Source organism: Micromonospora sp. IBSANI012 (genome assembly GCF_052814045.1).
Map to the genome: position 1 here is coordinate 4135520 of NZ_CP199933.1, position 13339 is coordinate 4148858.

Annotated in this window: 10 protein-coding genes; 6 read left to right on the forward strand and 4 right to left on the reverse strand. The window is 70.8% G+C overall.

Annotated features, from left to right (window positions below; genetic code table 11):
- The first annotated feature begins 75 nt into the window (after positions 1-75).
- On the forward strand, positions 76-1194 hold the full coding sequence (locus ACTWM8_RS19100) for an IS630 family transposase (RefSeq protein WP_446210232.1): 1119 nt from the start codon (positions 76-78) through the stop codon (positions 1192-1194).
- Between the two features lie 52 nt (positions 1195-1246).
- On the opposite strand, the gene ACTWM8_RS19105 is transcribed toward ACTWM8_RS19100, so the two are convergent.
- Positions 1247-2800: a glycerol-3-phosphate dehydrogenase/oxidase gene (locus tag ACTWM8_RS19105; RefSeq protein ID WP_446210233.1), complete on the reverse strand. Its 1554-nt coding sequence runs from the start codon at positions 2798-2800 to the stop codon at positions 1247-1249.
- Between the two features lie 46 nt (positions 2801-2846).
- Here ACTWM8_RS19105 and ACTWM8_RS19110 point away from each other — a divergent pair, with 46 nt between their 5' ends.
- Positions 2847-4409, forward strand: a complete 1563-nt coding sequence (locus ACTWM8_RS19110; RefSeq protein WP_446210234.1) for an FAD-binding oxidoreductase — start codon at positions 2847-2849, stop codon at positions 4407-4409.
- 1 nt (position 4410) lies between these two features.
- Positions 4411-5274 (forward strand): diacylglycerol/lipid kinase family protein, encoded by an 864-nt coding sequence (locus ACTWM8_RS19115; RefSeq protein ID WP_446210235.1) that lies wholly within the window; start codon positions 4411-4413, stop codon positions 5272-5274.
- A 78-nt stretch (positions 5275-5352) separates the two neighbouring features.
- Here the strand turns inward: ACTWM8_RS19115 and ACTWM8_RS19120 are convergent, their stop codons facing one another.
- From ACTWM8_RS19120 to ACTWM8_RS19130, 3 genes are all read right to left on the reverse strand, one after another.
- Entirely contained in the window at positions 5353-5946 is a 594-nt protein-coding gene (locus tag ACTWM8_RS19120) for a TetR/AcrR family transcriptional regulator (RefSeq protein WP_446210236.1), read from the reverse strand.
- Positions 5947-6083: 137 nt separating this feature from the next.
- Positions 6084-7289: a chitosanase gene (locus ACTWM8_RS19125; protein ID WP_446210237.1), complete on the reverse strand. Its 1206-nt coding sequence runs from the start codon at positions 7287-7289 to the stop codon at positions 6084-6086.
- Between the two features lie 241 nt (positions 7290-7530).
- On the reverse strand, positions 7531-8760 hold the full coding sequence (locus tag ACTWM8_RS19130) for a trypsin-like serine peptidase (RefSeq protein WP_446210238.1): 1230 nt from the start codon (positions 8758-8760) through the stop codon (positions 7531-7533).
- Between the two features lie 200 nt (positions 8761-8960).
- Between ACTWM8_RS19130 and ACTWM8_RS19135 the strand changes: the two genes are divergently transcribed.
- The 3 genes from ACTWM8_RS19135 (at position 8961) to galE (ending at position 13329) form a co-directional block, all read left to right on the forward strand.
- The gene (locus ACTWM8_RS19135) at positions 8961-9944 is read left to right on the forward strand and encodes a 2-dehydropantoate 2-reductase (protein WP_446210239.1); all 984 of its coding nucleotides are present in this window, start codon (positions 8961-8963) and stop codon (positions 9942-9944) included.
- A gap of 412 nt (positions 9945-10356) precedes the next feature.
- Positions 10357-12180, forward strand: coding sequence for a glycosyltransferase family 2 protein (locus ACTWM8_RS19140; RefSeq protein WP_446210240.1), 1824 nt, complete (start codon positions 10357-10359; stop codon positions 12178-12180).
- Between the two features lie 60 nt (positions 12181-12240).
- On the forward strand, positions 12241-13329 hold the full coding sequence (galE, locus tag ACTWM8_RS19145) for a UDP-glucose 4-epimerase GalE (RefSeq protein ID WP_446210241.1): 1089 nt from the start codon (positions 12241-12243) through the stop codon (positions 13327-13329).
- Positions 13330-13339 lie beyond the last annotated feature (10 nt).

Genomic DNA, 13339 nt, shown 5'->3' on the forward strand with positions numbered 1-13339 from the left:
CAAACGTTGGCGGTGTTGGTGACACGCCGGCCTGGGTGAAGGGCTGGGCCGGCGTGGGGCCGTCAGGCTGTCGGGGTGGCAGAGCCGGTTCGGGTACGTCGATTAAGTGATCAAGAGGGTCAGCGGCTGCAGCGTCTGGTGCGTCGGGGCACCGGCTCGGTCGTGCGGCTGCGGCGGGCGATGGTTGTGCTCGCCTCAGCTGGCGGGAACAGTGTGCCGGTCATCGCCCGGCTCGTGCAGGCCGACGAGGATTCCGTTCGGCAGGTGATCCACCGGTTCAACGAGATGGGCATGGCCAGCCTGGACCCTCAGTGGGCGGGTGGCCGTCCCCGCCGAATCAGTAGCGACGACGAGGCGTTCATCGTCGCGACGGCCAACACCCGTCCCGTCAAGCTGGGACGGCCGTTCACCTGCTGGAGCGTGCGCAAGCTCGCCGAATACCTCGCTGACAACCCTGATCGGAGGGTGATCATCGGGCGGGAACGACTACGGCAGGTGCTGCGCCGCCACCAGATCACCTTCCAACGCACGAAGACGTGGAAGGAGTCCACAGACCCCCAGCGGGAGCAGAAGCTGGCCCGTATCGAGCACGTGATCGAGCACTTCCCGCACCGCACCTTCGCGTTCGATGAGTTCGGGCCGCTGACGATCCGCCCGCACGGCGGCGTCGGCTGGCAGCCCAAGAGCCGCCCACGCAGGCTCGCGGCGAACTACCACAAGCTGCACGGCGTGCGGCAGTTCCACGGCTGCTACTCGATCGGCGACGACACCCTCTGGGGTGTGGTCCGCAGACAGAAATCGGCGACGAACACCCTCGCCGCACTCAAGTCGATCCGAGCCGCCCGCCCTGACGGCGCCCCGATCTACATCATCTTGGACAACCTGTCCGCGCATAAGGGCTTCGCGATCCGACAGTGGGCGGCCCGGAACAAGGTCGAGTTGTGTTTCACCCCGACCTACGCCTCCTGGGCAAACCCGATCGAGGCGCACTTCGGGCCGCTACGCACCTTCGTCATCGCCGGCTCGGACTACCCCAACCACACCGTCCTGGCCCGCGGCCTGCACGCCTACCTGCGCTGGCGCAACGCCAACGCCCGCCACCCCGACGTCCTGGCCGCCCAACGCCGCCACCGCGCCAAGATCCGCAGCGAACGACACCGCCGCTGGGGTCAACCCGCGAGCCGAGCCGCATGACCAACCCGGCCAACGTTTGTGGTCAAGGCACTAGCCGCCCAGACCGGCGCGTTCAGGTCGACGCTCCGGTGGGGTTTGCCGTGCCGTCGGCAGCCAGCGCGAGAACATCCCGCGCCACGGGCAGCGCGGCCTCGCGGTGTGCCGGGACGAGTCCGATCCGGGTGCGTCGGTCGAGCAGGTCGTCGACGGTGAGGGCGAGTTCGTGGCGGGCGGCCCAGAGCAGTTCGGCGCCGGTGACCGGGATGTCGGGGCTGATCGGCCGGCGGAGGTCGGCCGGCGCCTCGGCCAGCACGGCGACCGCTTCGGTGCCGTACCGCTGAACAAGCCGGCGTGGCGCGGGGACCCGGGCCAACTGGGCCCTGCTCGCGGCGCCTGGCAGCGGGAGGCGGCGGGTGCGGCAGGCGCCGGCGGCGAGGCCGCGCCGGCGGACGGCGGTGTCGACGGCGTCCTCCGCCATCCGTCGGTAGGTGGTGAGCTTGCCGCCGACCACGCTGATGATCCCGTCCGGGTCGTCGATGACGGCGTGTCGTCGGGAGAGGTCGGCGGTCCGGGCGTCCGCGTCGGCGAGCAGCGGGCGGAGTCCCGCGAAGGCGCCGAGCACGTCGGCGGGTCGCAGGGGCTGGTCGAGGACGCTGTTGAGCACGTCGAGCAGGAATGCGACGTCGGCGTCGGCGGGCTCCGGCACGTCCGGCACCGGTCCGTCCACCGCTTCGTCGGTCAGTCCGGCATAGACCAGACCGTCGGTCTGGGGCAGGGCGAAGACGTAGCGGGTGAACTGCCCGGGTACCGGGATGGTCAGTCCGGTCCAGAGCCCGCCCAGGCGGGCGGCGGACAGGACGATGTGGGTGCCGCGGGACGGGCGCAGGCGTACGTGCGGCGTCAGGCTGCTCGCCCACACACCGGCGGCGTTGATCACGGAGCGCGCGGTGACGTGCAGGCGGGCCCCGGTGAGGGTGTCTTCGATGGTGGCGCCGTCGCGGTGCAGTTCGATGGCGCGACAGCGGGGCAGGATGCGGGCGGATCGTGCCGCGGCGGCGCGGGCCAGGCCGACGACCAGTCGGGCGTCGTCGCAGAGCTGGCCGTCCCAGGACAGGTGCGCTCCGCGGAGCCCGGCCGGGCGCAGCGCCGGCGCCATCGCGCTCGCCTCGGCCGCGCCGAGCCTGCGGGTGCCCGGCAGGGTCCGGCGGGATGTTCCGGCACAGGTGCGCAACAGGTCCCCGGCGCGGAGGCCGGCTGCCGCGGCGCGGTCCTGCCAACCGGTGGTGTATCCGGTCGCGGCAAGCAGCATCGGCAGGGGGCGCGTCAGGTGCGGGGCGGTGCGGGTCAGCAGGACGTGGCGTTCGACGGCGCTCTCGTAGGCGATCCCGAGCTGGCCGTGGGCGAGGTAGCGCAGGCCGCCGTGGACGAGCTTGGAACTCCACCGGGAGGTGCCGTGAGCCAGGTCGTTGGCGTCGACGGCGACCACGGACAGGCCGCGGCTGGCGGCGTCGAGCGCCACCCCGGCGCCGGTGACGCCCAGCCCGACGACGAGGACGTCGACGACGTTGCCGGCGGCCAGCTCGGTCAGGTCCCGCTCCCGGCCTGCGCCGGTCAACGATGTGCGCACACACCCTCCTTGCGCTCAAGTGACATCTGATGTAACTCTGTCACACATGGATGTACGAGGGGAAGCGTCGACCGCCGGCTGGGCCCGTTGGGGAACTGAGAAGGACGTGAAGCTGCCGGATTCCGCGTCCCGCCTGCTGGCGCAGGTGCTCGACCTGACGCCCCCAACGCCGGCCGTGCCGCTGGCAGCGGTCGCGGTGCCGGACTGCGAGCTGGACGGTGCGGTCCTCGACGCGCTGCGGCAGGTGGTCGGCGACGGGCACGTGGTCACCACCGGAGAGTGCCGGGTACGCCACGCGTCGGGGATGTCGACGCCGGACCTGTTGCGGGACCGACGCGGTGAGGTGCGCCTGGCCCCGCAGGCGGTGATCCGCCCGGCCGACCACCGTCAGGTGGTGTCCGTCCTCGACATCTGCTCCCGGTTCGGGGTGGCCGTGGTCCCCTTCGGTGGCGGCACCTCGGTGGTGGGTGGGCTGACCCCCGCCGCGGCTCAGCACGTCGCCCTCGACCTGGGACGGCTGAACCAGGTTCTCGCCGTCGACCCGGTGTCCCGGACCGCCACCCTGCAGGCGGGGCTGCGCGCCCCGCAGGCCACCGAACTGCTCGCCGAGCACGGATTCACCCTCGGCCACGTCCCCCAGTCCTACGAGTACGCCACCATCGGCGGATTCGCCGCCACCCGCTCGTCCGGCCAGGCGTCGGCCGGTTACGGCCGCTTCGACGACATGGTGATGGGGTTGACCGTCGCCACGCCCCGGGGCACCGTCCAGGTGGGCCGGGCTCCCGCCTCGGCCGCCGGTCCCGACCTGCGACAGCTCTTCCTGGGCAGCGAGGGGACGCTCGGCGTCATCACCGACGTCACCGTGCGGGTACGTCCGCTGCCCGCCCGGTCACACTACGAGGGCTGGCGGTTCGAATCGTTCGCCGACGGCCTGCACGCGGTACGGCGGCTGGCGCAGGACGGGCCGCGACCCACGCTGCTGCGGCTCTCCGACGAGATCGAGACCATGATCGGGGCCGCCGGCTCCGGACGCTCGGAGGGCGGCTGCCTGCTGATCGCCGGGTACGAGGGCGAGGAGGTCCTGCCCACCGTCGAGGCCGCCGCCGATGTGCTGGCCGCGCACGGCGGGGTGCCGCTGGGTGAGGAGGCCGGGCAACAGTGGGCACGACACCGCTTCGACGCCCCCTACCTGCGGGATGCGCTGCTGGACGCCGGGGCGTTCGCGGAGACGCTGGAGACCGCGGCGTACTGGTCGGCGCTGCCGGAGGTGCACGCCCAGGTCCGCCAGGCGATCCTCGACGCGCTGCCCGACGGGGCGCTGGTGCTGGGCCACGTCTCCCATGTCTACGAGACCGGCGCGTCGCTGTACTTCACAGTGATCTGCTCGCCCGGATCGGACCCGATCGGCCGCTGGCGGACGGCGAAGGCGGCGGCCAGCGAGGCGATCGCCGTCACCGGCGCCACGATCAGCCACCACCACGGAGTCGGCGCGGACCACCGCGCCTGGTACGCCGCCGAGATCGGAGACGTGGCCGTCGACCTGCTCCGCGCGGTCAAGCAGCAGCTGGACCCGGCCGGCATCCTGAACCCCGGCATTCTGGTGCCGTGAGGTGCGCGCCTTCACCGTGATCCTCGGGCCAGCCGCGCGCCGAGGACTGTCCCGCGTGATGCCGGTGGCCCACCAGCTCCGCGCCGCCGGCGCGCGGATCCGGGTGGAGTTCACGCAGACCGTTGAGCAGGCCCGCCACCGCGCCACCGCCGCGGTGCAGGACGACGAGGTGGTCGTCGCCGCCGGCGGTGACGGCACCATCCGGCTGCTCGCCGGCGTGGTCGCCGACCTCGGCGGCGTGCTCGGCGTCATCCCGGCCGGGCGCGGCAACGACTTCGCCCGTCAGTTGCGGTTGCCGCACTCCCCCGATGCCGTCGCCGACCTGCTGCTGCACGGCCGGCTCCGGCACCTCGACGTGCTCCGCGTCGCCGGGCAGACAGTCGTCGGCAGCGTCTACACGGGCGTCGACGCGGCCGCCAACGAGCTGGCCAACCGGTCACGCCTGCCCGCGTCGCTGGTGTATCCCACCACCGGGCTGCGGGCGCTGCTGCGGTGGCCGCGGACCCGGTACACGATCACCGTGGACGGTCGGACGGAGGAGCTGCACGCCTACACGGTGGTGGTGGCCAACTGCGGGTACTACGGCCGCGGGCTGCACATCGCCCCGACGGCGCGGCCCGACGACGGAGCGCTGGACGTCGTCGTGGTCCGACACGCTCCGAAGCTGCTGTTCCCGGTCGTGTTGCGACAGATGCGCGCCGGCTGGCACCTCGGACGCCGGCAGGTCACGACCTACCGCGGCAGCTCGGTCACGGTACGTGCCGACCGGCCGGTGGTCGCGTACGGGGACGGCGACCCGATCGGCCGGGGCGACCAGGTGCACGTCACGCTCCGCCCGCGCGCGCTGCGGATCATCTGCGGCTAGGGCCCTGTCGAAGTCGGCCACCCCACCCGTTCACGTCTCCGGCGGCCGTACTGCGGACACAGCGACTTGGACGCAGGCCTAGTCCGGCCGCAGGTAGCCGTCGACCAGCCGGGCCAGCTCCCGGTCGAACTCGGCGACCGGCACGTCATCGGCGACTGTGCGGAGGGACAGCACGAAGGACTGCGTGGTCAGGTAGACCATGCGGGCCAGCACCTCGGCCTCGTCGGCACGGACCGAGCCGTCCTCGTGGCCATCGACCAGCGCCGCCACGAGAAACCGCAGCATCTCGTCCTGGCCGTTGCCGCGCCGGTCGAGCAGGTACGGCAGCAGCACCTCCGGATCGACGTCGCGGATCTTGCACAGCAACGGGTGACTTCGTAGCACCCGGGCCGCCGCCACCACCCGCGAGACCAGGCGGGACCGGGCCGAGCCCGCACGCCCGTCGTCCGCGGCCTCCACCAGCACCTGATGCCACTCCCGGCTCATCAGGTCCCCGATCAGCGACTGCACGTCCGGCCAGCGCCGGTAAACCGTCATCCGCGAGACCCCGGCACGTCGCGCCACGTCCGTCAGCGTCGTGCGACGCACCCCGTAGGCGAGGACGCAGTCCCGGGCAGCGTCCAGGACCGCGTCGTCGACGCTGCGCTCGCCGGGCTGGCTCACCTCCACCACGCGGAATGTCTACCACGCTCCCTGCCCCGGGCACCCCGGGCGTGGACGACCATGCGATCGCGGCGACCGCGGGCCTCGTCGCATCGCCCCTCATGTGACAGGCGACGACCTACCCCCTCGCGACCGGGGGGCGGGCGTCAGCCGATGCGGTACTGGTCGCCGTAGACGGCGAAGACCAGCGGCGTGTTCAGGTTGAAGTTGCCGTTGTTGAGGAAGACCCGCTGGGCGGTGTCGACGCGGGAGGTGTCCGAGTGAGCCGCCTCCTTCCTCATCTCGGCGACCCGCTCATCAAGAAAGGCGTTCAGCCAGGTCCGCTCGTCGCCGCCCTGCGCCGGCGGCTTCGCCCGGGTGAGCGCGCGGCTGCGGATCCCCCGCATGCCCTCGTAGCCGTGCATCACCGCCGCGTCGTAGTAGGCGAACTGCCCGAGCGCCCGTACCCCGTCGGCCTTGCCGTCGCGTACCGAAGGGTTGAAGTACACCCGGTCCCGCTCGGCCTCCTGCGCGGCCCGGAACACCGGGTCCGCGGCGGCGGTCCGCCAGTCGCGGGGGAAGTACGGGTCGAGGCCGGCGTGCGAGTCGGTGCCGTCGACGGCGCGCAGGGCCGGCAGGTACCCGGCCAGCACGTTGCCGGGCTTGGTCCTCGTGTAAGCCTCCACCAGTGCGAGCATGTCGCCCGTGCCGGAGCAGAAACCGATGATGCCGGCGGTGTAGCCCCGCCCGTCGCCGATGTCCTCGATGTAGGAGAACTGCGCGCGCCAGTCGAGCGAGGAGTTCTCCGCCGCCGAGACGAGCTGCATGGCGACGTCCTTCTTCGCCGGGTCGTCGAGGGGGGCGCCGGCCGGGGCGGACGGGCTGGGCGTGGCACCGCCGCCGGGCAGGACCCACCGCTGGTTGGCGCTGCCGGAGCAGCTCCAGATCTGCAACCGGGTGCCGTTGGCCGTGCTCCAGTCCGTGGTGTCGAGGCACTTGCCCGAGCCGGTGTTGACCAGCGCACCGTTGCTGACGGCCCACTTCTGGGCGCCGGTGCCGTTGCAGTCGTGCAGCTGCACCTTGGCGCCGTCTGCGGTCGACGCGGCCGTGACGTCCAGGCACTTGCCGAGCGCGCGGACCGAGCCGTCCGCATTGCCGACCGTCCATGCCTGGGCCGCGGTGCCGTTGCAGTCCCAGAGCTGGACCGGCGTGCCGTTGGCCGGGTTGGCGCCGGCCACGTCGACGCACTTCCCCCCGAGGCCGGTGATCGGCCCGGCCGACGCGGCGCTGGCCGACGACAGGCCGTAGCCAACCGTCGCGGTGGATACCAGCAGAGCCGCTGAGAGGTGGGCGACTGTCCGCTTGCGAAGCATGGGCTCTCCTCGGATGGGGGGTGCGGGGCTACCGCCCTCCGGTTGGTGGCCTGCGCCGCTTCGGACGGTCCCGGTTACCGCCGTGACGCATTAGATAACCTTATTAACAGATACCAGTACGTCTATGTGCTGTCAATCTATCGAGGTGCCGCCGCCGGCTGTGGTGGCGTGCAGGTACCGCATGCCGATGGGCCGTCGGGGCGCGGATCGCGCCCCAACGGCCCGCCGTTGTCAGCAGTCGTCAGCCGTTGTCGATCAGGCTGGCGATCTCGTTGTAGATCAGATGCGCCTTTGCCCCCTGGTTCGAAGGGCAGCCGCCGAGGTGGTGCAGGGCGATCACCCGGTGGCTGGCGTTCAGCACCGGCGAGCCCGAGTTGCCGCCAGAGGTGTCACAGCTGTAGCTGATGTTCCAGGTGTTGTAGTTCGCGTTCCGCACGGTGCACGTCGTGCCACCTTGGGTGTTCTCGTAGATCGACAGGCGCTTCGGGCTGCCGTCACCGTGCCCCGGGATGTACATCCGCGTGCCGGTGCTGGTGGCGGTCGTCGCCAGGTACAGCGTGCCGAAGCTTTGGATGTTGGTGAAGTTGTTCACCGAGTACAGGGTGTAGTCCAGTTCGCCGGAGCCGCCGGAGCTTACCTTGTAGAGGGTGGCGCCGCTTACCTTGGTGCCGGGCCCAGGGTTCGCGCCGCCACAGGTGGCGCACTGGTAGTTGAACTGCATCTCGCTGCCGCTGACGGCGGACTGCGTCGAGAAGCAGTGCTTGTTGGTCAGCATGCGGTTGGTGTTGCCGACCCGCCAGGTGGTGCACAGCCCACCGCCGCTGATCAGCAGCCGCGCCACCGCGTTGCCGCGGGCGTACTCGCTGGGGTGGCTGCTCTGGTAGCAGACCACATCGCGGCGAGCGTCGGTGCTGCAGACGGAGAGCGTGGAGAAGTTGTGCTGCGTGATCTCCGTGCGGTCGTAGCCGCGCCAGAACCGGTCGATGATGGCGGCGCCGCCACGGGAGCGGCGGCTGCTGTGCAGCGTCACCACTGCGGTGTCACCCTCCACCGACATCGCCCAGAAGCCCGGCCGCCCGTCGATGGTGTAGTCCGAGCCGGTCGCCCGGTTCAGGTGGCGGTCGTATCGGTAGCTCTCCTCGCCGTCGGGGCTCGACACCGTGACGTATTCGCCGTGGGCCAGTCGCAGTGAGCTGAAGTGCACCTTGACGTACGCCGCGCCGGGGTGCCGAATGATCTGCGTCCGGCCGCCCCGGGCGTAGGACAGGGAGCCGTCGACGGTGCGGAGTTCACCAACCGTGGTGACGCCCTCGGCCGAGAACTGATCCGATTCGGGCGCCCGCTCGGAGTGTGGTGCGAGAGGTCGCACCGAGTACGCCTCGGCGGCGGGTACCGACAGCAGGCTCAGCCCAAGTGTGCAGGCGCCGAGCGCGACCGCCGCCGTTCGCAGGCGGCGCAGGGCATGTTTCATCGTCGCTCCTCCCCGGAACCAGCATCCGGACGTGCCTTTGAACCTTCATACACGAATTAGATTGAGACATGCAAGTGTGTGAATGTCTTTGGTTCCGCGGAGTGGGCTCGGGTCTGACGAACCCTCGAGACCCGGGTGGGCGTCGTCGCGGCGCCTGCGGCCACGGCGGCCTGGCTCCACGTGGGTGTAGCTTCGGCTCCGTGCGAAACGTCTGCGTGGTCGGGGCGGGCGCGGTCGGTGGGGTGATCGGCGCGCGCCTGGCCCTGGCCGGGCTCCCCGTGTCGGCCCTGGCCAGGAACGAAACGCTGGCCTCGTTGCGTACGCACGGCTGGTTGTTGAGCCCGCGCGACGGCGGGCCGCAGGCCGCCCCGGTGGCCGCGGCCACCGACGATGCCGCGGCACTGGGCCCACAGGACGTCGTGATCCTCGCGGTGAAGGCGCACCACCTGCCCGCGCTCGCGCCCGCGCTGGTGCCGCTGCTCACCCCGGAGACCGTGCTGGTCCCGGCGCTGAACGGGGTGCCGTGGTGGTTCTTCCACGACTTCGGCGGCCCACTGGCCGGCACCGTCCTGGACGCGGTCGATCCCGGCGGCGTCGTCTCGAAGGCGCTGCCACCTGAGCAGGTGATCGGCTGCGTGGTCCACCTCGCCGCTCGCACCCTCCGGCCCGGGCACGCCGTGCACACCGCAGGTGACCAGCTGATCATCGGCGAGCCGTCGGGCGTGGCGTCCCCGCGGGCGGCGGCGGTGGCCACGCTGCTGCGCCGCGGCGGGTTCACGGTGACGGTTTCGGAGTCGATCCAGCGGGACGTCTGGTACAAGCTCTGGGGCAACATGACCATGAACCCGATCTCCGCGCTGACCGGCGCCACCGCCGACCGCATCCTCGACGACGCGCTGGTCAACACGTTCGTACAGCGGGTCATGACGGAGGCGGCCGAGATCGGTGTGCGGATCGGCTGCCCGATCTCGCAGAGCATCGCGGAGCGCACGGAGGCCACCAGACGGCTTGGAGCCTTCAAGACCTCCATGCTCCAGGACGCCGAGGCTGGTCGCACTATCGAGCTGGACGCCCTGGTCACCGCCGTCGGTGAGATCGGCGCGCTGACCAGCGCGCCCACCCCGCACCTGGACGCGTTACTGGGTCTGACCCGCCTGGCGGCCCGCGAGCGCGGCCTCTACTGACCGAGGCCCGCGGCAAGGCACTCGCGTTCGCGGTTCAGCAGGTGCCGGATCCCGCAGCGGCACCTCCCGTCCCGTGAGTCCCGACCTCATGCTTTGCCCCTTATGTGCCGATACTCGGGTTTTGCGGGATTGCTGCTACTAGCATCGCTTTAGTCGGTTTCGCGCTGACCGACGATCCCCCTGCTGGACAGAACCGGGACCACTGAGCGCTATCGCATCGACAATCATCGATCTTGATACGGGGACCGCAAGTGCACGTGCAGACTTCGGGGAATCGGCGAGCCGGCGGGCGTCGTCGGGCGGACGCATCCGGTACGGAAGACTCCGGTCGGCACTACCGTCTCGGCGCGGGCGTCCGGCGATCGGAAAGATCGCCGGAGATCTGGGCCGGGCAGCGGGCACGGACCGCGGCATGAGCGCTCCCGCTCGGCCAGCATTCGAGACGCTCGAAACCGAGATCCGGAATCTCTCGGGCGGCAAGGTCCTACACGCCGGGCCCGGTGGACCGACCCTCGCGCCCTTCCGGCACCGGCGCGTCACCCGGGCAGCCACCTTCGTATCGGCCCTGCGCCGGCGCGACCGGGTGGCCGTCGCCGGGCTGACCGCCGGCTGGGCGACCTGCTTCGTGGCCTTCTGGCTGTGGTGGTGGCAACCCGCGCACCGCGTCGGCTGGGCGGGACTGGCCCTGAACAGTCTGCTGCTGCTGTATCTGACCGGGCTGCCCGCCTACTACCTCCTCGCCGTCTCGCGATTGCGGCAGGTCAATCCCGCGCTCGGGGTGCCGCGGCTGCGGGTGGCCTTTGTGGTGACGCGCGCACCGTCAGAACCCTGGTCGCTCGCCCACCGCACCCTCACCGCGATGCTGGCCCAGCAGTTTCCCTACCCGTACGACGTCTGGCTCTGCGACGAGGACCCGTCCGAGCAGGCCCTGCGATGGTGCGCCGCGAACGGGGTCTGGGTGTCCAGTCGACGTGGCGTCACCGCCTACCACCGGGCCACCTGGCCTCGCCGCACCCGCTGCAAGGAAGGCAACCTCGCCTACTTCTACGACCACTGGGGTTACCGGGACTACGACGTGGTCGCCCAGCTCGACTGTGATCACGTGCCCCAACCGACCTATCTTGCCGCGATCACGCGACCGTTCGCCGATCCCGCCATCGGCTACGTCGCCGCGCCGAGCGTCTGTGACGCCAACAGCGGAAACTCGTGGTCGGCGCGGGGACGGCTGCACCGCGAGGCGACCTTTCACGGCCCGGTGCAGCTGGGCCACAACCGCGGCCTGGCTCCCCTGTGCATCGGCTCGCACTACGCCGTACGGACGGAGGCGCTGCGCGACATCGGCGGTCTCGGCCCCGAACTGGCCGAGGACTTCTCCACGACGTTCCTGCTCACCTCCGCCGGCTGGCAGGGTGCCTTCGCCATCGACGCCGAGGCGCACGGCGACGGCCCGCTCACCGTCGCCGACATGCTGATCCAGGAGTTCCAGTGGTCGCGCAGCCTCACCGTGCTGCGCTACGACCTCGCGCCGGATCACCTGCGGCGGATGGGCGCCGCGTTGCGGCTGCGCTTCGCGTTTCAGCTGTCCTACTACCCGCTACTGGCGATCGCGACCGTCGTCGGCCTCGCCCTGCCGCCGTTCGCCGCGGTCACCGGGCTGCCGTGGGTCAACGTCAACTATCTGGAATTCCTGGCCCGCCTGGCTGCGGTGTCGCTGTGGCTGCCGCTACTGACTTTGCTGCTCCGCCGGCGCGGGCTGTTACGCCCCCGATCCGTGCCCGTCTTGAGCTGGGAAGGTGTCCTGTTCGCCCTGACCCGTTGGCCGTACGTCGTCTGGGGCGTCCTGGCCGCGACGCGGCTGAACGCGCGGCCCAAGCAGGTCTCGTTCAAGGTCACCCCCAAGGCGCGCACCGGCCTGGAGCCACTCCCCACCCGACTCGTCCTGCCCTATGCGGCGATCACCGTGGTGCTGTCCGCGGCCGCCCTGCTCGGCGAGCGGTCGGCACACACTCCGGGGTACGTCTTCCTCTGCATTCTCGGCGCACTCTGTTACGCGGCGGCGGGCCTCGCCGTACCCGCCCTGCATGTGGTGGAGGCAGCCCGGGCCGCCGGGCTGCGCGTACGGTCAGCCGTCTCAACCGCCGCCGGACCCCTGCTGGTCGGCGTGCTGGCGCTCCTCCCGCTCGCGGCGGCCATCGCCGACTACTCCGGCCCCGCCGTGTTGCTCCATACCCGTTAACGCCCCGCTGCGCGGACTTACTGGAAGGAAGTTCTCATGTCTGGCCCGAAGACTGTCCTGGTGACCGGCGGCGCCGGCTTCATCGGGAGCCACACCTGCGTCGAGTTGCTCGAGCATGGCTACGAGGTGTGCGTTGTCGACAACTACTCCAACAGCTCACCAGCGGCACCGGTCCGGGTCGAGAAGGTGGCGGGCCGTCCCCTGCTGAGCGTCTACGAGGCCGACGTCCGTGATCGTCAGGCGCTCTCGGCGATCTTTGCGGAGAACCCCATCGATGCGGTCATCCACTTCGCCGGGAGGAAGGCTGTCGGCGAATCGGTGTGGATCCCCGTCGACTACTACGACACGAACGTCGGTGGCACGACGAGCCTGTTGCGAAGCATGCGGGAAAACGGCGTGCACCGCCTGGTCTTCTCCTCATCCTGTTCCATCTACGGGGAGGCGGCCCGGATCCCGATCGACGAGCAGGCCCCGGCACGGCCGACGAACCCGTACGCGAGATCGAAATGGATGTGCGAACAGATCATCGCCGATGCTTGCCGGCAGCACCCGGAGCTGGCGGTCTATTCGCTGCGATACTTCAACCCGGTTGGCGCACATCCCAGCGGGTTGCTCGGCGAGGACCCCCGCGGCATCCCGCAGAACGTGATGCCCTACCTGATGCAGGTCGCAATCGGCCGGCTCGAACGGCTGAGGATCTTCGGCCGCGACTACGCCACCGCGGACGGTACGGCGGTGCGCGACTACATCCATGTCATGGACGTCGCCCAGGCGCACCGCATCGCACTGGAGCGTCTCGACGAGGTGACGGGACTGGAGACCCTCAATCTCGGCACTGGCGTCGGGACGTCAGTCCTGGAGCTCGTGCGGGCGGTCAGCGCGACCTGTGGGAAGTCCCTGCCGTACGACATCGTCGAACGGCGGCAAGGTGATGTGGCCAGACTGGTTGCCGACCCTGGCGCGGCGGCCCGGAAGTGGGGCTGGCGCACGACCCGGAACCTCGCCGCGATGTGCCGGGACGCGTGGCGCTTCCAGCTGCTGAATCCCGCCGGATTCGACGACGACCTGACGAGGTCGGCCGCCATCCCGACGGCGCGATCGCTCGATGCGGACGCGATGCCGAGATCACCTGCACCCGACCATCGTTGACCATCGCTCA